Raw genomic sequence first — 23,807 nt, 5'->3', positions numbered from 1 at the left:
TATTATAAAGTATTTGTTACGTATTTGAGTGTATAGAAATTATAAAGCATGCTGATGCGGGCATTGACCAGTGCCATTTCGGCAGAGAGTTTCATGTTGGAGGCATCGACCATGTCGGTAAGGAGTGCAAGGTCGTTCTGATAACGGTTCTGCACCACGGAGTAGTTCTGATTGGCAAGTTCCACCTGCTTCTGCTGTGTCTTCACCTCGGTGTAGGACGTAAGGAGGTTGGTGTAGTTTGCCTGTACAGCATTCTCCACACCCTCACGAGCCAAGGCGAGCGCTTCCCTCGACTGCCGATGCTCTGTACGTGCCTTGCGGATATGGCGTTTGTTCTTCCAAAGACTGCCAAGATTAAACTTTACGCCTATCCCGACAAACCACACGTTTACATTGCAATCCTTCGGGATGAGGTCTTGTGTATAAGGACCAAAGAGATGATTCTCTGCCACGACAGCCACCGAAGGCAATGACTCCGCCTTTGCCTGCTTCACCTTCTGCTCTGCAAGATTTGTGGCAACCGTTGCCTGGCGGATACCAAGATTGTTGTCCGTTGCCGTCTGCTGCCATGTGTCTTGAACGGCGATTGCCGAGAGTGCGTCTATTTCTGTGTTGAGCTCATTCTTATCGGGAACTATAACCGTCTGCTCCGGTAAATGAAGCGTTGTAACCAGTTGATGGTTGATGATGGTAGAGGCATCGGTGAGCTTTGCCAGTGTGAGTTCAAGACTCTGCAACTGGAATTCATAGCGAGTGATGTCGTTCTGCAAAACAGTACCCTGCTCACGGCGGGCTTTCATTTGGTCAATCTCCTTCTGCGTAAGTGCGATATTCTGACGCACCACTTCTATCTGATTGCCTAACTTGTAGAGGTCAAGATAGTAACCCGTCAACAAGAAGCGCACCTCCTGGCGGTTCTTCTCCACATCGAGTTCTGCCATTTTTTCGCCCAATTCTGCCATGCGGATGCCCGAACGGATAGCGCCACCGGCATACACAACCTGCGACACCTGAGCCGTGAAACTATTTCCCCAATGGGGGGTGTCCTGCTTACCATTTGCCACGGGAATAGCTCCCATACCCGGCACGATGTAATCGGTCGTTCCATCGGTCGAAAAACCTCGCGACAGCATGAAGGCATTGCCCGTATAACTGCCTTGAAGGCTCAAATCCACACTCGGCAGCAAAGCCGATTTGGCTGCTGCCACCCCTTCGCTGGCTGCCTGCAAAGCCACCTCACTCACCCTCACCTTCTGACTCTGTTGGTCAGCAAGATTGTAAAGTGCCGTGAGTGTCATCGCCTGCACAGCCTTGTCTTGTGCATATATAGGCACAAGACAAGGCTCTCCGGCCATCAGAGCGACAGCCAGAGCAGAATAAACCATAAGTTTGTTCATGAAATAAAAATAGATGTATTGTTGTTCATTATTTTTTCCTCTAACCGTTAACTATAAGCCGTTAACCTCTGTTCATTCCCTCGGAAATACTAATAATGAACCATAAGAGTCCGGACAGCACAACATCTGCCACAATGCGCTACAAACGGCCTCATCAGGGAATATAAAAAAGATGAGAACCGAATTTCGAGCACTATTGATTAAGAAATCCGGTGCAAAAGTACAAATAAAAAGTCGAAATAGGGTTAAAAAAAGTCGGTAAGTATCAAAAATTAATGTTTGAAAAGCATGGTATCATCCTTTTTCTTATTGACAATTTTGGCGTTTCAATGTTGCAATGCGTAATGCCACTCCAAACGCCTTTTAAATGGGTATTTCTCCGGCACCGAGGAACACCCTCTCCGACACCGGGGAACTCTGCCTTCCCTGGTGCCGGAAAACAAAAAAACGCATTGCCTATATAATTACAGAAAATCAGCTTATTCAAATCCGTTCTTATTTCTCTGCCAATAGCTGCACAGATTCATCCGTCATGTGATGGTCTGCTGTCAAGCTCCAGTCATTGTTCTTTTCGTCCCATTCGTAACTGAGGTAGCGCAAGACACTGCTGTCGGTCTGCCGATAGACGGCTTTCTGCTTGATGTCGGTGTAGGCATTGCTTTGCTCGTTCCAGAGGGCGTATTCCACAGTGACGTCGTCCGTATAGAAGAAGTTAAGACTGTGGTGCTTCTCAAAGCTTTGCGTGGATTCGTTCCATTTCAGCACTTCTTTTTGGGAGATGCGACCGGAGTTGTCGTAAATGTAATTGTACTTCAGGTGGCGGTGCAGGAATTTCTGATTCTCCACTTTGAATACGGTTTGTGTTTCCACACGGCCGTCGTTGGTTTCGGTATTATAGGCAAAGTTGTCTGTACGGTTAACGGCTACTGCGCTTACTACGTTTACTAAAGAGGTCATTGCGATGATTGCTGAAATTACTAAAGTCTTCATAATGGTTCTATTTTTTAAGTTATACATTTTGTTTCAAGTTCTTGTCTTTGGGGGAGTTGTTCCCTTTCGACATTGCAAAGATAGGAGGTGGTAAAAAGCTTTTAGGTTATCGTTACGTTAATGTTAGGTTAACGGAGATATTTATTACTTTTGCGCCCAAAACAAGAACAAAATGAAAACACGTTTCCTCTTATATCTTTCCTTTTCCAATCTATCGGAGACGTAACTGGATAGGCATACAGCAGACTGTCACCACATCTACTATTGAGAAGTACCATCTTTCTTCTATGTCGTCCCAAACGGTTCGGACTTTCTTCGCTTCGAAAAGCTTGATGGCATTATGCTGGGGCATGATATTATGTTTTCAATTCTTTGTTTTAAGCTCTTTGATTGGGTCCTCGTTATGTGACAGAAACAATGCTCTTTCTTCAATTTAATCATAATTTCTGTTTTATTGCATCAGTTGACATAGTCTGTTTTCTTAGGTATAGTACAAAATATATGATTATTTTGACTTAAAACAAATCGCAGTCAATAAATCACTGCACATCATATGACAATAGGGAATAGCCTGCACCACAGCCCATCCCCTATCACCTTAATTCTACTTGTGTGACTTCCTCTTACTTCACCACACCGTCCGTCATCGTAAAGCCTTCCAGAGAGCCGGCTTTCACCTGAATACAAATCATACTGATGGCGCTGTCTGCCGCAGCCGACAATTGGCGTTCTCCTGCCGGAGCCACGCGAAGCCAGTCACCCGCCTGCAGTTCTACGGTTTCTCCGTCAACCACCATGGTGCCGCGTCCGGAGAGGACGGCATAAATTTCTTCATTTTGCTTGTGCGAATGCACAAAAGGTACTCCTGCACCAGCCGGCAAATTGCTGATAGATACTTCTGCACCAGTCAGATTCAATGAATCGTGCAACTCGACACGTGCCTCGCCTGCGGGCACATTTACTTTCTGATAGTTCTTCATAATCACTTCTCCTTAGTATGTTTTGATTTACGGCTGCAAAGTTAGCCAACTACCAGACATCGTACAAGAAGGCACTTGAAGCTCAGTTAGTTACCTCCATGTTACCATTATTGGCAAATAAGGAGTTAGAAAAATAAGATTAACAAAAATTATTACTATTTTTGCCGAAAAAGCAAATATCGACTAAACTCTATAAAACATGAAGATTCTGAAAAAAATTTCAAAAGTAATAGTCATCGTAATGGCTGTACTGGCAACCATTTGGTGTGGTTTGTATGTTTATGCCAACTATTTCTATAATGACAAGCAGATTGATGTAGAAAACTTCTACATCGCGGAACTACCGTTACCCCCCTCGCAGTTTGAAGAAGATTTCAAAGAAATACACCAGATTGTCATGGAGAATTATTCATTATACCAAGCCAAGCATCTGAATATGGATTCATTGTATCAAGCTTGTGACGCCCGCGTTCGCCAGGCGCAGACCACCACAGACTACGGACTGATAGTGCAGGAATACATCTCTGCCTTACAATGCGCCCACGCCATTACCTGCTACAAGAGGTACACAGCCAATCAGCGCGTAGCCTTTATAGAGGATTCCTTGTTCGTTGACAAACCCAGTGACTATCTGACAGAATACGGCTTCCAGGACAAAGACCGGATTATAGCTATCAACGGACTCCCCTATAAACAATGGATTGAACAGAACGAAAAATATACCGAAGCATCTACCGTCCCCCACAGACGGCTCCGTACAGCCTATGATGCGTTCCGTAGTTATGCAGACACCCTAAGAAACTATACACTGCTGAGAGGGGGCGATACTCTGACCGTCACCCTTCCCTTGAAACAAAGGGACTATTTTCCGGATAACGAAGAACAAACTGTGGAGAGCAGGATATTACAAGACAGCATTGGTTACCTTACCATCAAAACCATGATGAACCCCGTCATGGAAGATTTCAAGGCGGTCTATCCCAAAGTCAAGGATTTACCATACCTCATTATAGACGTACGTAGAAACGGCGGAGGAAACAGCATGAATGGAGTAAACATCTGCAAGTACTTCATCCGCGAAGCACAACCACACTGCGTCAGCAAGAGCTACATCATGCAGCCCGAAGCCGACGCCTATAAAGGTAAAATCTATCTGCTGACCGACACATATACGCTCTCTGCTGCCGAGAGCTTCACACTCGACATGAAGGAAAGCGGAAATGTCACCCTCATCGGCGAAGCTACCGGAGGGGATACCGGCAATGGCCCCCGTCCTTTCTGTACCAAACAGCGGACCTATTTCCGTATCCCTACCCGCCAGCCGGACGTCTCTTCTAAAGGTTTCCCCATGGAAGGTATAGGCATACCGCCCCATCATCAAGTATCCCAAACCGTAGCAGATTTCATGAAGGATGAAGATACAGTGCTGAATTATGCTGTCGGACTGATAACAGAGAAACAATAATACATTTCCTCAACGAAAAAGAGCCAAGTATCAAAGGTGTGTCACCTCACGATACTTGGCTCTTTTGTATTTGATATATTATCCTTTATTTGGTACTTGCCAACATCAAAGCCGCATTGCTGTCATTCAGTTCGTAAACGGTAGTTTGCGTATAGCTGTCGTAACCATTAGTTCTACTGTTCCAACGGGCATAGTTCAACTCAACTTCACTGTCAGTGTATTCAACATCCAGCTTGAAATAAGGCACCCAGGCTTCCTTTACGCTATCCCACTTGAAAGCTTCCTTGCTCGTCACACGGTTCTCACTGTCATAAGTGTAAGTGTAGCGGAGGTGACGGAAAAGGTGTCCGTCCTCATTGCGGAAGATAGTCTTGGCGGTCATCAGTTCGCCGGTCATCTCCTCGTTTTTCACATAATCGGCAGGAGTTGCCGCACTTGCAGAAAAGTTCATTACACTTGCCATTACCACTGCCATCATTACCACTGCTTTTGAAAATACTGTTGCTTTCATAATCGTTATTTTTTATTGTTATTACTTCTTTCTCTGAGGAGGTTGTTGTTTCGTAACCGCCTTCGCCTATATATAGTCAATCTGCGTGCCAAAGAATTAAATCACTGATTATCAAAGAATAACTATTTTATAGTAATGTCCATTTTCGGACAACTGTCCGCACAAAAACGAACAGCAAAACAAAAAATAAACGAAATATCATGAAAGTATTTCTACATTAGCAATAATATTATGTAACAGTAGTAAACTGTTTGATGATTGTCCCTACAAAAAGCTGATTTATACTTATCTTATCTCAATGGCGGCATCTGAAAACGTGGTGGGGCAATAGTCGCTCCGCCACTGCCCCCTCTATTATCAAAGACGGTGTTACGCAGAATCTCATACAAGATTCCACCTACATCCAGACTTAATTTAAACTTGTCGAAATTATAATAGGGAATCACAACGGGAACCGTCTCCCAACGACCGCGATAAGCATCGTAATAACGTTGTACTCCAACTTCCATACCAAAACGTTCGGACATATCCAGAGACATGGTGGCACCGTAGCGGTGGGTATCCATCCCGTAAGTATTTCCTATGGCATACGAACCGAAAACCTTAAAAGCTACACGGTCCGAAGCCTGATACCGTAAAGCTCCCGAAGTACTGAAAGCCTGCCCGGTGGAATGAATCATATTTATCTTCATGGCATCTACGCCAAGCTGGAGCGTCAGCCTTTGGTTAAAGGCATGCTGATATCCCAGGGAAGCATTGTTGAAACGTCCGATACCCGATACGCTGGTCTGCCCACCGGAACCGAATAACATACCGTGAGGAAACTGTCTTAATACACCGCTTGTACTGTAATCTCCCCGAAATAGCAGGGAAGGATTGGTCTGATAAGGCAGACGAAGAGACTCTTTCAGTGAAAAATCGGGCAGGGAATAGGAGTGCTCCGGATGAAACATGGAAGAAGGGGCAGAGTTTTCAGAAGGAAGCTCAAAAGGAGAGAATAGAGATTCATTGAATTCCGGCTGTATCTGTATACTGTCACGAATGAAACGTACACTGTCTTCCTGCGCAAAAAGCAATTGCGGCACAAAAGCCAACAGCAGGCAGATTCCCAAACGACCACCAAGACAAGAGATACTGACTTTCCGTTTTATACGCATATACCCTCCTTCTTTATATTCATATAATACTGCTATACAAAAATAACGAAAATAAACCAGAAGAACAGTACATGTACTGCTAAATTATTGCAATATAGAAGGATACATTATTAATTTTCTATCAGTATCAATCCTACTCCTTTCACTGTTTTAATGGTTACCGACTCGTCTTCCGAAAGAAATTTCCGAAGTCTCGTCACAAATACATCCAGGCTGCGGGAAGCAAAGTAATCATCTTCCGTATTCCAGAATTTATCCAAGATAGCTTCCCGGCGGATAACGTCTCCCCGCTTCTCACAAAGCATCTGCAACAAACCTGTCTCGCGCACAGTCAAAGTCTTGTTTACACCCGAAGCATGTTTCAAAGTGGCATGTGTGGCATCCAACACATATTCCTTGCCTATCTTGTAGCATTGACTCGTGTCTTTCGATTTTTCGCCTTTGGAAAGCTTCAATAAGGCGTGGACATGTGCATCCAGTTCTTCGGGAATGAACGGTTTCTTTATATAGTTATTGGCACCGATTTCATAACCTTTTACCACATCTTTAGGAGATATTAGGGCAGAGGAGAACAGAATCGGAGTTTCCCCATCTGTCTCGCGGATACGCTTCACCATCTCGTAACCGTTCATAACGGGCATTTCTATATCAGATACTATCACATCAGGATGTTGTTCTTTCCACTGTTTCAAGCCCTCCTCGCCATTGGCGGCAGCAATCACTTCATAACCGCCTATCATATCTTCCAACCCGCCCTGAACTATATATCTCAAGCTTGCATCGTCTTCTACCAACAATAACTTTATCATAATGCGTTTATTATATATTGCAAAAATAAGGAAAAGAATGAATGCAACAGTCATATTGCTATAAAATAAACGAGGAAAACAACGCCTCTTAACCTAATATTAACGTAGCGATAACTTATGAAGCATGTGCCCCACTCTACCTTTGCAACATCAATACAAAAAATCCACACTATGAAAGCAGATATTTCAATAACAAAAAGCCGAAAAGGGACAGAGATAGTAGTTTCGGGCAAGAGGATTAATAAATACGGCATCATAGCTGCCATAGTATTTGCAGTACCAATGCTGATTCTGTTTCAGTCGATACATGGAGAAACAACCAGCCATCTATCGCTGGTCAGATTCTCCATGTGTATATTGGCAGCTGTCCTGGTAAATCTATTCCTACATAAACTGTTGTTCAGATTGTTTTCGCCGATACGCATGTGGCAATATCGCACCACATGCCTGCTGCCCTTCCTGCTACTGGGTATATTGCCCCTTATATATGGTATGACAAGTGGCAATTATGATGTCACACGATTTGGAATATTACTGGCTGTCATGAGTTTCGACGACCTTTACATCCTCTGGCAATTACGCTCATTCGGCGGAGACTCCTATATTACTGACAAATCAGAAGGATTGAATTTCCACGTGTGGTAAATTTATACAGTCTCAATAGGAAAGTAGAGTGTAAATTCACTGAAGCACCCCTCTTCACTTTCCACTTCTACCCTGCCGCCATGTGCCAGCATCACCTGCTGTACATAATTCAGGCCCAGACCAAAACCTGCAGCACCGCCCCTTCCACTTCGCCCGACTGCTGCAGAACGTTCAAAACGGTTGAAGATAAGAGACTGGTCTTTTAAGGGAATACCCAATCCGTTGTCACACACCTTTATCTTGCAGAAGCCTTTCTCCAATTCGCAAATAATATCTATCTTTACCTCTTCATGGGAATATTTAATGGCATTGTCCAGCAGATTGCCCAACACTTCACGCAAACAGAAGGCATCGGCATACACCATTTCACAACGATGATAAACGGTCGTAAATTCTACCCTTTTGCTGGTTTTCAGAGAAATTTTGGCAATTATATCATCAAGTAAAGGCCGCAAAGGCACCTCTTCCTGATGGAGTTCCAAATGTCCCTCATCCAGCTTGGTAAGTACCAGTACACGATTGGAAAGGGTAAGCAGATGCTCACACTCTTCCATCATCGCCTGCCGGTATTTCTCTTCTTTTCCAGGCTTACCGGACAATTTGCCGCTATTCAGAATATGAGCTCCCATCAGGATGGAACTCAGAGGAGACTTCATGTCGTGTATCATAGCATAAGTAAAATCCTTCTGGAATTGCTCCAAATGCCGCTGTGTACGCAAAACTTTCACCTGGCCGAGAATACAGTCCAACACCACCAAAAACATCACCCAAAGAGGCAGAAACAGATACCATACGGAACTTATGACGTAGCGATACGGATTCTTCACCACACCTTGTATACAAAGGATGCTGTCCTCCTTCAACGGTATAAACCGGGAAGAAATATCCTGATATTTTGCCGAGGCATATCCTGCTTCCACCACTGTACTATCGGAGGGAGCGTAGTACTGGCGGATACCACTCTTATAGGTCATTCCCAAGGCTTCCAACCTGGAAGCAAAAGCAGAATCGAGGTACTGCACGGAGAGAGGAAGTTCCATTCCGCTTTCATTGATGCTGCGCTGCATAATCAAAGCAGAGCGTAGTCGATAATTCAAATCGACCGGATTGTACATATGTACCACTCCAAAGCGGTTCACCTTATACTTCGACTGCTCTTTCTCCAGAAATTCCCTTTGCTCCTTTGCAAAAGGCGATTCAACACTCTCTTCCCATTCATCCTTTCCATCCCTATCAGTCTGTTCGTAGAGCAAAGAAAGGCGGCGTTTCAAGACCTCGTCATAAAAAGCCGCTTCAAAACAATCATTTACCTGATAGGCAGTTTCTTTGAAAGAAGCACGGTACAGATAGACAAACCAGACTACCATCAGCAGACAGCCGGCAATCAACCCGACAATCGAAAAGATTTTAAAAGAATATTGCTTGCGCACCTGCCGCTGCCGTTCGCTTTGCTTAGCTCCCGTAAGCGTATGTTCTGTCATGTCCAGCAAATGTTGCCCCGAGGCTTCTATATCTGCCCACCGGCTCTCCGATATCTGACTACGTACCTCACCTATCGGCAACCTCATCTTCTCTGCCAGCACATAAAAAGCAGACCGCTGCTTCTCAATATCATTACCTTGTTTAAGTATGGAATCCATTTGCATGGCCCAACTGTACACCAGAAAAACAACCAAGAGAAGCGTAGGAAGGAACAAAAAGACTATATCCTTGACAAGCGGTATAAAAGGAGAAAACATGACAGCTTCAATGGCCTCTCCTTTCTTCTCATTCAACCAGGCTTTTTCCGAAAGAACAGACTTGAACCGTACATATACCGAACGCTTGCTTCTGTCCGTCGCAGGACGGATATTTACAGTCCGGTCTATATTTTTCCATTTCAGTTTCTTCTCTACCAACCTCGCCATCACATCTAATGGAATGGCGACATGATATACATCTTCGAGAAAGGAAGCTGCCTGCTGATAGTTTAAAAACATCTCATCTTCGAAAGACCTGATACTGTCTTTGGATAGATACGAGTAAAAAGGGATAGTCATGTCAGGAAACGGTAAATTATTAATCTCGTTGTCCACCGTTTCGATAAAAGCCAGACGGAAACATTCGTTCAGTGCGCGTTCCGCCTCTTTCTTGGTATTGTCGTAAGCATACATCATACCACCAATCTGCACCACAATTACCAGTAGCAGCCCTACAATAGAAAGGATATAGAGTGAACGAAGTTTCATCTTACCTATTATTTTGAGGACAAAGATAGCATTTTATCATAGAAAAAGAACTGATACAAAAAAGATAGCCTTGGACTTTTATTTATCCAAAGCTATCCATACAAGTACAATCCCTGCGATAGAGACGTCTACAGAATTATTTGCGAAGAGTCAACTTATCAATCCCAAAGAAACCGGTATCATGTCCCGGAGCCAGTGCAATCGACTCAATCTGCAACTCATTCTTTCCTTTTTTCAAATTGACCCGCCCAAGATTCACCAAAAGCAGAGACACTTCTCCATTGGTCAGACTGACTTCCGGAGTAATCACCTTATCATTTACACGAAGGGCAAATGTACCATAATCAGGCGCCACAGTGAACTGTATTTTCGCATAATAAATTCCTTCCACTTCACTGTCAAAAACTAATGACAGCTTATCTCCCAGTTTAAACTCTTTCCAGTAGAGCTGCATACCCTCACTCCACAAGGGGTGGAAGTTGGTCTGCAATTCAACGGAACCCATATGCCCCGGACGAGGCTGCATGACTTCGCCCTCCACAACCAGACTCATCCCTGAACCGAAAATATCTGACGGTTGGTTGGCAACCCGTTCGCGTACATCGCTCACAAAGGGTTTCGGCTGTATTTCGCCTCCGGGAAGCATATACCAGAAGGTTATCGGAGCATAATTAAGGTGTATATTCGACCAATCGAATAACTCCATGTCAAAGCGCAGGCTCCGGGTAAACGGAATCGCATCCAAACTACGAACACGGGTATTCTGCGCCAAACCTATGTGAGCATAACAACCATCTCCTATGGGTTGGGCAACAAAAGGATGGTTTATCCACGGTTCATAGCGCCCCCAGGCATAGCCATAATAATCTTCTGTACCCGTTCCAAAGTGTGACGGAAAGGTTTCACCGTCCACATACACCTTTTCATCTCCTTCTCCCCACCAACCCAAGTTGGGGTTATAGACAGTAACCGCATCTCCCACATACACGCCCCTACCTTTAAGATCGGCAAACGTAAGGTCCTGGGCAAACTCATCGCCCCGGGCATGGATATGCGTAAACTGCTGCCATGTGGTACCAAAGTGCATGGAGCGCTCATCCCACTGCCACTTTCCACTAACTGCAGCAGCCTTGGATATCTCCACCGGCTGTTCCCCATAATTGGTCAAGGTAATCGTACAGTTCCGCTCAAAAGGCATCACCCACCATGCACTCATCACATCATCCTGCACGGCCCGCGTATACCACGTACCAGTTGCAACGGGATAATAGCCTACCCCAAAAAACTCACCGACCGGAGCCCAGACAGTTAGTTCCCCATCAAAGGCAATGGACAAGACCGTAGAGCGAAGTGCTTGGCGACGGTCATCGGCATCAATCCGCATCGAAAGACGACGAATGGCACGAGAGCCGTCAATCGTAAAACTACGGCTTTCACCCGGAGCCAGAGAAGCCGCCAGATTGAGCGTACTTTCTCTTCCCGCAAGCGGAGTATCAATACCAGGTGTTCCTTCCGACAGCTTCTTATTGACAGCAGCTATCAGCCGGGCATTCTTCTTCAACTCTTTGGCCGAGAAAGAAATCACCTTGACCGGAGAAGTATAAGTGCGGTAATTGATAGCATAGTATACAATGGTCTTACTCTCAATTTTCCCCTCCGGAGTAATCTTCAAGTCCGGCGATTCGATAGTCACCTTGCACCGCTTGGCATAAGGTATTGGCAAATATAAATTATGCCCTCTTTCTTCCATCGGAGCCTCATCGGGTACTGAAGTTGAAAGAGGTTCTCCACAAAGGACTTGTCCGCTCAATATATCACGTACATTGCCTTCAATTACCGGTTTTTCCTCATTGTCTATGTAGATACGCAGAGTCCCCTGTCCCCGATTTATGCCGGAGAAAGTCATCCAGAAACGAACTATGGCACCGGGGCCTTCGGCATCCATCATCACATATTCCGTCCTCCCTCCGTTCTCTTCCTGGCAGATAAACTGTCCTTGGTCGAAATTACCAAACCAGGCACGCTTATCCGTCATGTTATGCGAACTACGGTCGTAGCTGCTGAACTGCTTACACGTATAGGCATTTTCGGGCCAACGCGCCAGCACGGAACGGTCTGTCATCTCATGCAACAATGTCTTAAGAGAGATAACCGGGTCGGCCATAGCCAAACCGCTATAGAGAAATATCAACTGAATTACAAAAACTAGTTTTTTCATCATAACCGATTATTTTAGTAAATCTCCATCTCATTGATGCGTAACACCTTTCCTCCTGCATGCTGCATAGGACGGGTTATCATCAAGCGTACATAGCGTACCTGCGCCGGAGTGTCAATCATACGTGATACGACATTCTGCCGGTTTCCATCTATATTGTCAAGTGTCTTCCATTCTTCAGTCTGGCTGTTTCTGCCTTGCAGGAAGCAAGCGGAAGTAATGTACCCTTTGTCCTCACGGCCTGCATTCACCAGTTTCCAACCGCTCACAGTTTTCGCCTCACCCAAATCAAAATCCACATAGTTCAACGCACTTCCCACTTCACACCATTTGGTATCGACATCCCCGTCAACGATGCGTTCGGGCTTCTCATTATCATTAAAATAGCCGGAATAGGCGATAATCTTCGCGTCCTTCAACAGATTTTCTTTTTCCACCTCCACACTGTTCAACTCCATCTCATTGTCACGGATGGCTGTATGGAACAAGCTAGTGGCAACCTGAACGGGTTTCAGAGTTTCCTCCACCAATGTGGCAGCAAAAAGAACAACCTTTTCATTCTTCGGAAGTATAAGGCTGGCAGCACCTGCCGGAATATCAACACCGAACTTGAACATATAGGTAAACTCATAGGCCTCATCGGCTGTAGGAGAGTGGCGGTGAGTTCCCACATAAGCCACTTCGGCATCCTTCAGATAACCTTTGGTATGTCCCGAATGTCCCCACTGTCCGACAAATCCGGTATAGGAAGGTACAATGACCTCACTCTTGTTCCCTCCGCACCGGAAAGTGGCGGCATAGTCCCCGTCCGTAGCGGCAGCCAGAAAATACAGTTTATTATACTTTTTACCTTCCGGTAGAACAATAGTATCACCATTGCACGTCATTCCGTTGGCGGCATCTTTCTCGCCGAGCTGGAAAGGAATCCCGTTTACAGTCAGGGATTCGGGCAACAGTTCTGCCGCAAACGAATAACCCGACTCAAAATCAGCTTCACCGCGGAACTCGTTGAATGAGGAACATTTACAGTTATAGGACAACGGTAAAGAGGCATATTGCAATTGATAAGCGTCCTCGCCCGATGACTTCAAACGTACCTTGAATGTCTTTATAGAATAAGGCTTTATACTTACAGACAGCCCGTTTCCACTGAATTCGGCCGAACCGATACTCTTTTCAGTGCCATCCGCTTCGTAGGCACTGGCAATTTCGCCTGCAAAAGAAAGTACCGCATCCTGCACCTTCTCACTGCCTATCTCATAGACACGCACTACATACTCATCCGAGTTCTCGGCTTTCTTCAATGCCTTGATAATGACATTACGGTTATTGGAAGAGACGAAAGAGAACTCCTTACCCAATGTACCCCTATGTTTATCGGTACGGAAAGCTTTCAGCTTCTGGTTCAATATCTCCGCCTTCTCTATGGTGACAGCCTTGTCAAGTCCGCCGGCATGACCCACCAGACTGTATGTAAAGCAATGATGCCCGAAGTCCTGGCGGTTCTGGTAAGCATAATCCTTGTCTGTTTCGGGGGTATGCAGCAGGGTCAGGCGGAGGGTGTTGTCGTCCGGCTTGTCCCAGCCGTATTTGCTGTCATTCAAGACAGACACGCCATAGTTTCCACTACGGTCAGTCAAATCGGCCCAATACTGTGCATAGACTTCGTAGGCAGTCTCCGTATTGTTGCCCCGCCTCACACTTCCAAGTCCCAAATCGTAGGTGGCTTCCGTATTTGCCATGTTCAAAGGAAATTCGGCCTTCAACAAAGCATTGGACAACTGCCAGTCCACCTCATTGTAAAAGTCTATGCGGTCGGCACGGCTACCCTCATACAAACGGATGTACTGCTTGAAGAGTGACTCTCCATAACGTTTCTCGATGCAGAGTGACTTGCGCAGCTCACCATCCTCCACCAGTGTCATCTTCACATCCTCTGTGATGGAAACCGGTTCCCGGTCTATAGTCTCCTTCAAGATCTCCCAAGCAGGCCACATGTAGGACTTGTTCTGCGTGAAGAGTGCCAGACGAATGGATTTACCGGGTTTCACCAGCTCCTTGCCGTTCTTCTTGTCAAACAACGAAACGATATCACCCTTTGTATCCAGCGTTATCTTATAAATGGAATTCTCCAATGCATTGGAATCCACAGATACCCGGGTGTCAGCCGACGGACCAGAAGTACGGACATCATATACCGCATAACCGGTAGCGGGCACAATAGCCTCTATCAAGAGTCTGGCTTTACCGTCAGCATAGGACAGCAATTGGGCGGCCACTTTCCGGCCATTCATATCATATACGGTAATCCCTTTCGGTTTCTTTGGCAAGGCAAGTTCTACCTCTGCCACATCGGAAACCTGGAATCCAAGCGCATTGTAAAGCACCACCGGTATCCCTTTCACCCTGGTATCCATCTTTCTTGCCACAGCGTCAATGGAGGAAGTAAGAATACCGGAGAACTGCTTGAGGGAAATCAACTCGTCATTCCATGAGAATTCATAAGCCCGCGGTATACTTGTTCCCGTAAGGTCATCATGGAACTGATGGAAAATGAAACGCTGCCAGTTCTCAGTCAATGCAGCTCCGGGATAGGAAGCCTGGTTCAGCCATTCGGCTACAACGGAAGAGCGTTCCGCTGCATCCCCCAAAAGCTCATTCTGACGGTTGTACAGCTTCATGGCAGCCTGGGAAGTATAACATCCGGTACCGTGAACATCCATCAACAGTTCACCGTTGAACTTGGGCAGTTCCGGATGGCTTGCGTAAGGCTGGAAGTCTTTATATATCCGGTCACTCGTGGCACTGACAATCTGCAACGGACCATTGCCTTGCAAGCCTTTCTCTACGGCACGTACAGACTCCAATGTAGGTGAACCGCCTATGTCTCCCGTACCGTAATAGCGGTAGACCATGTGAAGCGGAGAGTGGCCGGTCAATTCCAACAAGTCCTTGTTTTCCGACAGGTCCCCGTCCTCAAAACGTTGGTTATAATCATATCCATGGGTCATCATGATGGTAGAGCCGTCTATACCTTGCCATAAGCCGACAGTGAAAGGATATTTGTCGTTACCGTAGAACGGTTTGTTGCGCCACTGCAACTTCTGGGAGGAGAAGCCGATCAGTCCGCAATGGGACGCAATGGCAGGAAGTGTCCAGCCAAAACCGAAACAGTCCGGTAAGAAAATGTCCGTGCTCTCCACACCGAATTCCTTCCGGTAATAATCCTAGCCGAGCATGATGTTACGAATCGCAGACTCTATGGAAGGAACCAGCGTATCAGTGGCATCCCAGCTGGCTCCACTGATATGCCAACGACCGCTCTCTATGAATTTCTTCATCTCTTCGTATTGCGCCGGATAATATTCCTTCATCCAGGCATACTTGACCGCACCTTCAAAATTAAAGATGTATTCCGGATACTGCTTCAGCAGAAACAAATTCTGACTGATCGTGTTCCATACATAATCCTTTATTGTGGTCTGGATATCCCAGTTCCACTGTGTGTCCAAATGTGCATCAGACACCATGTAGGCTTTCGGTCTTTACGCCTGAGCACCATTCTGAGCATAGGTACCGCCACCCATTAGCAAGGCGGATACCAATACTGCAATCTGTCTTTTCATTTTCTGTTTATTTATTGTTTATTGTGTTTAAAGGTTTTATTCATTGCAATTCGCTGATCTCGGCGAAAAGCTCAATCATACAGGCATTCTCCAGTAGACTCTTGAACTGCTCTTTTCTGTTTCCCGACCAATCATTACTAAACAAGCCATTCTCATCACGCGTATAGTTCCAGGCATAATCCGCATTCTCAATCATGGTCTTTATGTACGCCTCATTCCTATCCACCAGATATAGCGCCTTCAAACCTCTGAACAAGATTACATTAAACCAAGGAGTTCCCGGGAAGAATTTCATCTCTCCTGTTGCGATAGGCTGTACCTTCAGAAAGAAACGGCAGGCACCCTCGGCTGTCTGCTGCGCTTCCTTCAAGTAATGCTTCTCTCCAGTTACCTGATAGAGAAGTACACCGGCCTGAATCATCTGCCCGCTGTTATAAGTATATTTGGCCGGATCCACTTTTCCCTGCAAATTCTTGTTGTCCCAATATACAAAGTCAGAAGGGTCACAAAGATTGTCACGGGTCCATTGATAGGTCTTCTTAGCTTGCTCAAGGTATTTTGCATCCTTAGTCAACTTAAACAGCTTCATACAAAGAACAGTAGCCGGAGCATTCGAACAAGTGTTTTTTGATTCTTTCTTCTGTTCGCACCAATAGATTCCTCCCCCCAACTCTTCGGACCATCCGGAATAAATATAGTCATGCAGCTGGATGGCTTTTTCCAGATACTCCTTGTCACCAGTCCGTTCATAGTAATCACAGAAATCAATGGCCACCCAGTCATTGTCATCGTAATAACGATCATTATGACCTGCAAAAGCCGGATACGACTGGTAACAATGGGGAATCCGGGTAGAGTCCCAATAAAGGTCCAGTCCCGGCTTTATCTGCCGGTCCATCAGTTTTCTGTACTTCTTTTGCCCGGAAACCTTATACAAAGAAACACAACCGGATACCAAGGCTGAATAAGGCCACAAGAAAGAGACCTCCTGCTGGTTAACAACAGCGCCGGTATTGGCCGTATATGTAATTCTCTGCTCCGGGTTTCTTGGATAAGTTTCCGTCAGCAGGCCATACTTCTCCACTTTATAGAGAGTAAGTATCTGCTGAAGCAAAAAATCGGCTCGTTGCAGATAGATTTGTTTGCTTGTCTGTGCAGACAAGCAAACCGGTAACGAGAGAGCTATTAATAAAAATAAATTCCTAAGCTTCATATCCAATTCAAGTCAAGTGATTATTATTCCAGCTTCATATCGGCACACATCAGGAAAGCATTGTATGGCCCCCACATGGACATGATGAACCAAAGCTGGTCATCATTGTCTTTCAACGGATGTATGTAAGCGCAATACAAAGCTGGATATCTGTCCGCTTCCGCCAATACTTTCGGCTCGCTCCACTGGACGAGATCCTTCGATGTACAATAAAGAATGGCATGCCTTTTGGTCAAAGGAGTCTCGTCATGATTCGGATCATAATTATAAGTCAGAATCCAACGCTCAAACTTCTTGTGCCATATCAGCGACGCTTCTCCTACGGGACCTCTCAATACCGGAGTAGCGGCAGCCTCATTTCCACGTATCCACTCTTTACTTTCACCGTTCCAGTATTCATAGGCCTTCATATCCAGAAGATCTTTCTCAAGGAAACGCGCCAGATACGCAGCATCACCACGTCCGGCCTGTGTGCCGAGCATATAAATCCATCCGTCACATTTGGCATAAGCCACTTGCGAAAAATGACTGTCGGGAGAAAAAGTCACCTCTTCACGCCGCTCCCATGTCCGACCGTCATCATTGGAAGTATAGACAGAAGAAAAATTGGTAAGCCAGCGTCCATGAGGCGCTCCCCAATCATAGATGTTCATAATATGGACACAATCCGTTTTACCGGCCCGAATAGCACTCGTAGGGATGGAAGTCTGGTATACCTCCGGATTCGTCTTACCGCCCGCACATACCTCAAGCGCCTTACCATCGGCATCAAGCAGCATTGAATCTATTTTAAGACCGTCTGTAAGCTCTGTATCCGATGAAAAAGCCAGTACGTTGGAACGCCAGTTGGAACCATTGCCACCATTTTTATTCACGACAAAACCTTCTCCACTGGTATCTCCGAAAAACATGCCCACACGGTTTCCATCCATATGCCACATTAACCCCAAATCCGTTCCATATACATCAAAGTCAGGTCCGGTATTATTGGGATTCAGCAATGTATCTCCCGGCAAAGGATCACCCGTGACACGGGATATCATACGTACATTATCAATACACAGCGTTTTTTCACTATCAGCATCCTTACAAGCCATATTGCCCGTCAAACTACAGGTAACAAGCCCGAACAGTAAAATTTGTTTAGTTCTCATTCTTATCAATTCCATATACAAGTACACATTCCCACATCTATTCCTTTATTCTTTCCAGGATAATCAGTCCCAGTTCAAACTGGTCCCCACCGTTATTATTTCTCACATGGAAAGTGACTGAATTGGTTTGTTCCGTCAAATTGATGTCTCCTACATGTACTCTGTCTTTAGACACTTCTTTGTCCTTCTTAGTAGAGATCCATCCGGACAGTTGCTTCTGGCGTTGCCAAACCTGGAAGTCGGCACCATTCGGTTTCTCAAAATAGTTTATCAGCACTTTATATTTTCCTTCGGGCACATCGTTCAGCATGATGCGCACTACTCCTCCATGCTGGGTGGTCATACGGATTCCACGCTCATTTGTTACCTGGACACCTCCACCAAGACTCAGCTGCATCAGTTGAGGGAAATAGATATGTTCTGTCGGCTGATATACAGTGCGTAATTCAGCAGTAGGCTCTTCTCTGCCTTGCAATGGCTGGGCTGCATAGAAGAATCCAACAGATGTATAATCTACCGGAAAATTATTTTTTACTTCACCATGTTCCATTCCATGATAGATTTCCTTCTCATAGGACATTTTGTCGGCCAAGAAGAAACGGTATCCACCGGTTCTGGCCATCGGAAGCGAATAATCCAGGCAACCATGGAGGGGGAGGCTGTTTCCTCTGTCCCAACGATCCAATAAAGCATACCAGCCACCGTTGTAATAGTCTTCGGAGCCAGTGCCGTGCAGACGCATTTTATTATCTACGTAAGTACTGTCATCCCCTTCGAAGAACAAGGTCATTCCCGGACGCAGGCCTTGTGCCTGATGGATGGTTCCTACATAATGTCCTTTTCCTTTTTGTGCAGCAAACTTATGGAAAATGCCGAGAGGAGTTTTCTCTCTACGCCATACAGAATAGAACTTACCCTCTTCCTTCACATTACGCTTATTACTGTTATAGTACACTTTAACGTTTACAGAAATAGGAGATTGCTGAATACCTTCTCTCTTTTTATAAATCATCTTCATAGAAGCTGACTTGTCAAAAGGCATTGGCAGATAGCAGTAGTTGGAAGTACCTTGCTTACCCATTAAGATACTCCGCATTGCTCCTTTTCCATAGGCATATCCAAAAAAATCAGCAACGGGGGCATAAATAGCCTCCACCTTCTCATTATCCCATTTAGCTGAAAGAATCACATCTTTGTATAAACCTTCAAAAGATGTTCCGCCATCAATCGACATACCTACAATACGTCCCGGTTCTGCCATCTCAAAGAAAGAAACTTCTTCTCCCGGACTCAGTGTAAATACCTTTTCTTCCGTCTGTACACCAGCTGATTTTCCAAAGGTATAATTCGTTACAGCAGGAGACAAGTCAGCCCATATTCTATTCACCTCAGCCAACAAATCCTTATCCTGCTGTGAGAATTCACCGGTATAGGTTTCCACCTTCTTTCCCGGCAGGTTACGGTATTGTATCTGAATGAATTCCAATTTAGGTCCATCGAAAACAATTTTACAGGACTTTTTATACGTAATGGGCAGATAACAATAAAAACCACCGATTTCATTGCCACAAACGGGCTTTGTAAACGGATAAACCTTACCGGAAAACAAATCCGAGAACTTTATTTTCAAACCAGGTTCCTTTTCTCCGTCAAAGTAAAAATAGAGCATATTATCTGTCGGTGTAGGCGTCCAAATACGATTAATTACTCCAGGGCCCTCCATTTCTGCAATCACCAGTTTATCCCCTTCCTTTCGGAGGAAAGAATAAGTTCCGGCAAAACCATCGTCGTTACCCCATGTTCTGTCATAACTCGAAAACTGCTCCACATAAGAACCGGTACGATACTCGGGCAGTTTATCCACTCTTTTCAACAATTCCAACTCATCTGTCCATCTGTACGGGTTTTGAGCTGTAACATACATCCCTGCCAGCAGAAAAGCGAACAAGAAAATCAAGAAACTTTTTTTGTTGATATTCATTACATTTAAATTTATGAATCCATTGATAGAGAAAAGGCAGGAAGGGATTATGTTGCTCTCCAGCATCCCTTCTTGCCGTTTTCCCTTTAATAATAAAAGCTTATACTATCCATAAAACGTCAATCAATTCCCCTCCGGCATTACCACCATAACGTTCGTACCAAAGAATTTAGCCCATTGGGTGTTGTCAGGACCTGGTTACAATTCAATACTGACAATTCCGTCTTCAGCCTGTTCAATGGCAATATTTTGCCAACATATTGGCAACATTGTGCCAACACGATGGCAAAGTCTTGCCAACAAAGTGGCAAGACTTAAAAAAGAGTAATACTTAGAGATATGGACCTATACGAAAAAGAGGAGAACTATTTATTCATTTCCCCAAAGAGTTGCTTTATTACCCTTAGCTTTACGCCAAGCGTCACGCCAACGATGTATGTCCATGTGATTGATGAAAGGCTTCGGTGCTCTTTGTGCTTTCGTAGGAGCTTCAGGAAGAGCAACAGCTGAATCTTGATACCAATAGGCAACGGTTGCCAAATCCAACGTCAAATTATTATTAGAACCATGCTCTATCGTTCCTTTAACACTCTTCTCAAAGAAGATGGGATCAGCTATGAAGAAGCGGTAAACATGGGTACGTCCCAACCAGCCGATATCATTATTCACACGAGGATACCCGAAATAAGGATGCGAGAATGCCTCTTTAGGGCACCAGGAAGTATTGAAGAAATCTTCCGTACCCGTTCCTATCAATGAAGGTGTTTTTTCTCCGTCAATAAACCACATATCATCTCCTTCACCATACCACATAGTAGTAGGACAGTGTACATAGTAGTTAATACCAACGAAATGACCTTTTCCTTGTGTCTCTACAAACACGTAATTGTCCTTACCAGTAGTATTCGGTTTCTGCTCTCCGGTAAGCCCCCATTCCGTTTCACCTTCGGGAAGGGCCTCCGTGAGGTTATGGTTGTACCACGCATGGAATCTGCCCATATCTTTGGGAAGCTTGTCCATTTCCAGATAATCTACGTAGAAATAGAAGGCATCAATGTTCCTGTCACTTTGATTCTCGATTTCAATACGTGCGCCTTTCTCAAAAGGCATAGTGAAATAGCATGACATGCCGGTACCGTTTTCAGGACCTGATGAAAGAGGCAATGATGCATAATTATATCTTTCGTCCCATCCCTGCCCAAAGAAAGGTCCGATAGGAGACTCTACCGAGGGATAGTCGTTTCCATCCCAATACATGCGAATGATAATGTCGTTTCTGCTCAAAGTGGGAGGTGGAGGCGCAATCGTCACCCAAATGTGGTTGATGACTCCCGTTCCCTTGATGTCTGCAATGATGCGTTTCTCACCTGGTTTGAAGGGCTCCAAGTGATCTCTGTTACCTCCGGTAGGATCTGTACTGGAGATTCTTTTGTTTTTTACACCCGACTTCAACTTTGCCAAGTCAAACATTTCGTTCGTCATGTTCGACTGTGCAAAAACAGTAGGAAAGTACAATCCCAGAACAAGGGAGAGTAACAAACTGAATTTTGTAATTCTTTTCATAAATTTTTGTTTACATTGATTAATTAGATGATTAATATTCCAATAAATAAGGTTTCTCATTGAATGTTTTCCACAGCAATTCTCCAAACAATGTATTGGCCCATGCAAACCAGCTCCTTGTGAATTTCTTGGGATCATCCTTGTGGAACGACTCGTGCATGAACCCGGTACCGGCATGCGTTTTCTGGAGCATCTGGATACATTGCTGTAACTCTTCATCGTCTTGAGCAGTCAGGGCTTTCATTATCAGGCTCATCGGCCATATCATGTCCGTACCAATATGATGTCCTCCTATCCCTTCAAAATAAGAACCTTTAAAGAAGTAAGGATTGTATTCCGACCATACAAATCTTCTGGTATTGGCATAAATTGCATCATCACTATCAACACCACCCAGATAGGGTAACGCCAGCAGATTAGGGACGTTGGCATCATCACTAAGATAAGCAGATCCAAAGCCATCTATTTCAAAAGCATAGATTTTACCGAACTTCGGATGATTCACCACGGCATAAGTCTGCAAAGCATTATAAACTTCTTTACTCAACGCCAATAGTTCATCAGCCAGTACATTGTCTTTGGTTATCTTTTGAACCATTTCGGAAGCCTGCCTCAAACTGGCCACCGCAAAGAAATTGGACGGGACAAGAAAAGGAAAGATGGTAGCATCATCACTAGGCCTGAAAGTAGAACAAATCAATCCGACCGGATTTACTTTATAGCCCACTCCACCCATAGGAACAGCATCTATAGCCCATTCCGAAGTTCTGCGAAAGCTATAAGGCCCGTTACCATCTTTTCTCTGCTGTTCCTTGCAGACCCTTAAAATGGTTTCTATCGCCTTCTTCCATTGCGCATCGAAAGGAGAAGCATCATTTGTCTTTTTCCAGTATCCATATGCCAGGCGAATGGGATAGCAAAGCGAATCCAACTCGTATTTACGCTCATGAATACCCGGTTTCATCTCCGTATGATCGCTGTTCCATCTTGTATACTTCGTATCATCATCATAAAAGGCATTGGCATACGGATCCTTCAATATAAAGGAGGTCTGCTTATTGATAACGCCAATTATCAGTCTTTGCAGGTTCTTATCTTCAGACATGAAATCCAAATACGGATATACTTGGGCAGAACTATCCCTTAACCACATGGCATCAATATCACCGGTAATCACATATGTATCCGGTCGGCCATCCTTTTCTGAATAAAAAACGGTTGTGTCCAACGTATTCGGAAAACAATTCCCAAACAGCCAGCCCAGTTCTTCATTCTTGACCTTCTGTTTAAAAGTAGCAATGGCCTTTTCAATGGCAGGACTTTTGAAGTTCCTTTCCGATATAGGCTTCCTTACTGTTGGAAACGACGAAAAAGAGGTAGCTGTCGAAGCTACGCCTGAATTCGCAAGCATCAAGTTTTTATTCAGCGCATATCCTGCCCCCAAAAGGCCCACTCTCTTTATAAAATTTCTTCTATTCATGTTATAAATCCATTGATTAAAAATATTATCCTGGAACAATCTTCTTATCCTAACAAACTAACAACTGATTGAAATACAATTTCAACTGATAAACATCACCCTTATAACCTTCTGATATGTAATAGCGCTCCTCCATCCTTTGCCAGATTCAGTTCAATGATATCCTTCCTTGTAACTTTCCGCACCAGTCTGTCCAGATTGTTTGGATTCCGCTCCACATCCTCCGCATCGGTATAGATCGTTGCCTGGTAATCTCCCTCACTAAGGAAGTCCAATTTCAATTTCAGATTCCTTTCCGCACCGTTGTTTAGCGAGCCTACCCACCAGTCCAAACCGCTCCTGCGGGCCACCGTGACATGCTCATTCATCCTTGCCAGCGGAACTCTTATC

17 protein-coding genes and 1 pseudogene are annotated in these 23,807 nt (G+C 44.8%); 2 read left to right on the top strand and 16 right to left on the bottom strand.

Features of this window, described 5'->3' with window-relative positions; translation table 11 throughout:
- Positions 1-2: 2 nt before the first annotated feature.
- The 4 genes from DXD65_RS09520 to DXD65_RS09505 form a co-directional block, all read right to left on the bottom strand.
- Positions 3-1,385 (bottom strand): TolC family protein, encoded by a 1,383-nt coding sequence (locus tag DXD65_RS09520; RefSeq protein WP_233556133.1) that lies wholly within the window; start codon positions 1,383-1,385, stop codon positions 3-5.
- A 507-nt stretch (positions 1,386-1,892) separates the two neighbouring features.
- A complete protein-coding gene (locus tag DXD65_RS09510) occupies positions 1,893-2,414 on the bottom strand; it encodes a DUF3836 domain-containing protein (RefSeq protein WP_117887583.1) in 522 nt (173 codons plus the stop codon).
- Between the two features lie 184 nt (positions 2,415-2,598).
- The gene (locus tag DXD65_RS21125; protein ID WP_165852974.1) at positions 2,599-2,739 is read right to left on the bottom strand and encodes a hypothetical protein; all 141 of its coding nucleotides are present in this window, start codon (positions 2,737-2,739) and stop codon (positions 2,599-2,601) included.
- Between the two features lie 271 nt (positions 2,740-3,010).
- Positions 3,011-3,367, bottom strand: coding sequence for a cupin domain-containing protein (locus tag DXD65_RS09505; RefSeq protein ID WP_117887582.1), 357 nt, complete (start codon positions 3,365-3,367; stop codon positions 3,011-3,013).
- 199 nt (positions 3,368-3,566) lie between these two features.
- Between DXD65_RS09505 and DXD65_RS09500 the strand changes: the two genes are divergently transcribed.
- Positions 3,567-4,832 (top strand): S41 family peptidase, encoded by a 1,266-nt coding sequence (locus DXD65_RS09500; RefSeq protein WP_005833947.1) that lies wholly within the window; start codon positions 3,567-3,569, stop codon positions 4,830-4,832.
- An 85-nt stretch (positions 4,833-4,917) separates the two neighbouring features.
- Here the strand turns inward: DXD65_RS09500 and DXD65_RS09495 are convergent, their stop codons facing one another.
- From DXD65_RS09495 to DXD65_RS09485, 3 genes are all read right to left on the bottom strand, one after another.
- The gene (locus DXD65_RS09495; RefSeq protein WP_008662201.1) at positions 4,918-5,343 is read right to left on the bottom strand and encodes a DUF3836 domain-containing protein; all 426 of its coding nucleotides are present in this window, start codon (positions 5,341-5,343) and stop codon (positions 4,918-4,920) included.
- Positions 5,344-5,633: 290 nt separating this feature from the next.
- A complete protein-coding gene (locus DXD65_RS09490) occupies positions 5,634-6,500 on the bottom strand; it encodes a hypothetical protein (protein WP_081030275.1) in 867 nt (288 codons plus the stop codon).
- A gap of 110 nt (positions 6,501-6,610) precedes the next feature.
- On the bottom strand, positions 6,611-7,309 hold the full coding sequence (locus DXD65_RS09485) for a response regulator transcription factor (RefSeq protein ID WP_057087546.1): 699 nt from the start codon (positions 7,307-7,309) through the stop codon (positions 6,611-6,613).
- Between the two features lie 171 nt (positions 7,310-7,480).
- Between DXD65_RS09485 and DXD65_RS09480 the strand changes: the two genes are divergently transcribed.
- Positions 7,481-7,954, top strand: coding sequence for a metalloprotease family protein (locus tag DXD65_RS09480; protein WP_230373589.1), 474 nt, complete (start codon positions 7,481-7,483; stop codon positions 7,952-7,954).
- Between the two features lie 2 nt (positions 7,955-7,956).
- Here DXD65_RS09480 and DXD65_RS09475 read toward each other — a convergent pair whose 3' ends face one another.
- From DXD65_RS09475 to DXD65_RS09435, 9 genes and pseudogenes are all read right to left on the bottom strand, one after another.
- Positions 7,957-10,182 (bottom strand): sensor histidine kinase, encoded by a 2,226-nt coding sequence (locus DXD65_RS09475; protein ID WP_117887581.1) that lies wholly within the window; start codon positions 10,180-10,182, stop codon positions 7,957-7,959.
- 136 nt (positions 10,183-10,318) lie between these two features.
- The gene (locus DXD65_RS09470; RefSeq protein WP_117887580.1) at positions 10,319-12,403 is read right to left on the bottom strand and encodes a DUF2961 domain-containing protein; all 2,085 of its coding nucleotides are present in this window, start codon (positions 12,401-12,403) and stop codon (positions 10,319-10,321) included.
- An 11-nt stretch (positions 12,404-12,414) separates the two neighbouring features.
- Positions 12,415-16,026, bottom strand: a pseudogene (locus DXD65_RS09465) (glycoside hydrolase family 38 C-terminal domain-containing protein).
- A 40-nt stretch (positions 16,027-16,066) separates the two neighbouring features.
- Positions 16,067-17,239: a glycoside hydrolase family 76 protein gene (locus DXD65_RS09460; protein ID WP_117887579.1), complete on the bottom strand. Its 1,173-nt coding sequence runs from the start codon at positions 17,237-17,239 to the stop codon at positions 16,067-16,069.
- Between the two features lie 23 nt (positions 17,240-17,262).
- The gene (locus tag DXD65_RS09455; RefSeq protein WP_022400933.1) at positions 17,263-18,408 is read right to left on the bottom strand and encodes a DUF4185 domain-containing protein; all 1,146 of its coding nucleotides are present in this window, start codon (positions 18,406-18,408) and stop codon (positions 17,263-17,265) included.
- A 22-nt stretch (positions 18,409-18,430) separates the two neighbouring features.
- On the bottom strand, positions 18,431-20,374 hold the full coding sequence (locus DXD65_RS09450) for a glycoside hydrolase family 172 protein (protein ID WP_117887606.1): 1,944 nt from the start codon (positions 20,372-20,374) through the stop codon (positions 18,431-18,433).
- Between the two features lie 369 nt (positions 20,375-20,743).
- On the bottom strand, positions 20,744-21,937 hold the full coding sequence (locus DXD65_RS09445; protein ID WP_057258994.1) for a glycoside hydrolase family 172 protein: 1,194 nt from the start codon (positions 21,935-21,937) through the stop codon (positions 20,744-20,746).
- A 31-nt stretch (positions 21,938-21,968) separates the two neighbouring features.
- Positions 21,969-23,417, bottom strand: coding sequence for a glycoside hydrolase family 125 protein (locus DXD65_RS09440; RefSeq protein ID WP_057258992.1), 1,449 nt, complete (start codon positions 23,415-23,417; stop codon positions 21,969-21,971).
- A 101-nt stretch (positions 23,418-23,518) separates the two neighbouring features.
- The coding region (locus tag DXD65_RS09435) for a glycoside hydrolase family 97 C-terminal domain-containing protein (RefSeq protein ID WP_199670732.1) at positions 23,519-23,807 on the bottom strand (289 nt) is incomplete at its 5' end.

The organism is Bacteroides sp. 4_1_36 (assembly GCF_003466325.1).
GTDB classification, from domain to species: Bacteria; Bacteroidota; Bacteroidia; order Bacteroidales; family Bacteroidaceae; genus Bacteroides; species Bacteroides uniformis.
The sequence above is the reverse complement of the archived record's forward strand: the minus strand, read 5'-3'. Positions and strand labels throughout refer to the sequence as shown.

Coding starts and splice junctions, on each gene's coding strand:
- DXD65_RS09455 (WP_022400933.1), bottom strand. CDS start 18,408: ATGGAATTGATAAGAATGAGAACTAAACAAATTTTACTGTTCGGGCTT.
- DXD65_RS09505 (WP_117887582.1), bottom strand. CDS start 3,367: ATGAAGAACTATCAGAAAGTAAATGTGCCCGCAGGCGAGGCACGTGTC.
- DXD65_RS09470 (WP_117887580.1), bottom strand. CDS start 12,403: ATGATGAAAAAACTAGTTTTTGTAATTCAGTTGATATTTCTCTATAGC.
- DXD65_RS09520 (WP_233556133.1), bottom strand. CDS start 1,385: ATGGTTTATTCTGCTCTGGCTGTCGCTCTGATGGCCGGAGAGCCTTGT.
- DXD65_RS09485 (WP_057087546.1), bottom strand. CDS start 7,309: ATGATAAAGTTATTGTTGGTAGAAGACGATGCAAGCTTGAGATATATA.
- DXD65_RS09450 (WP_117887606.1), bottom strand. CDS start 20,374: ATGAATATCAACAAAAAAAGTTTCTTGATTTTCTTGTTCGCTTTTCTG.
- DXD65_RS09475 (WP_117887581.1), bottom strand. CDS start 10,182: ATGAAACTTCGTTCACTCTATATCCTTTCTATTGTAGGGCTGCTACTG.
- DXD65_RS09460 (WP_117887579.1), bottom strand. CDS start 17,239: ATGAAGCTTAGGAATTTATTTTTATTAATAGCTCTCTCGTTACCGGTT.
- DXD65_RS09490 (WP_081030275.1), bottom strand. CDS start 6,500: ATGCGTATAAAACGGAAAGTCAGTATCTCTTGTCTTGGTGGTCGTTTG.
- DXD65_RS09500 (WP_005833947.1), top strand. CDS start 3,567: ATGAAGATTCTGAAAAAAATTTCAAAAGTAATAGTCATCGTAATGGCT.
- DXD65_RS21125 (WP_165852974.1), bottom strand. CDS start 2,739: ATGCCCCAGCATAATGCCATCAAGCTTTTCGAAGCGAAGAAAGTCCGA.
- DXD65_RS09495 (WP_008662201.1), bottom strand. CDS start 5,343: ATGAAAGCAACAGTATTTTCAAAAGCAGTGGTAATGATGGCAGTGGTA.
- DXD65_RS09480 (WP_230373589.1), top strand. CDS start 7,481: ATGAAAGCAGATATTTCAATAACAAAAAGCCGAAAAGGGACAGAGATA.
- DXD65_RS09445 (WP_057258994.1), bottom strand. CDS start 21,937: ATGAAAAGAATTACAAAATTCAGTTTGTTACTCTCCCTTGTTCTGGGA.
- DXD65_RS09510 (WP_117887583.1), bottom strand. CDS start 2,414: ATGTATAACTTAAAAAATAGAACCATTATGAAGACTTTAGTAATTTCA.
- DXD65_RS09440 (WP_057258992.1), bottom strand. CDS start 23,417: ATGAATAGAAGAAATTTTATAAAGAGAGTGGGCCTTTTGGGGGCAGGA.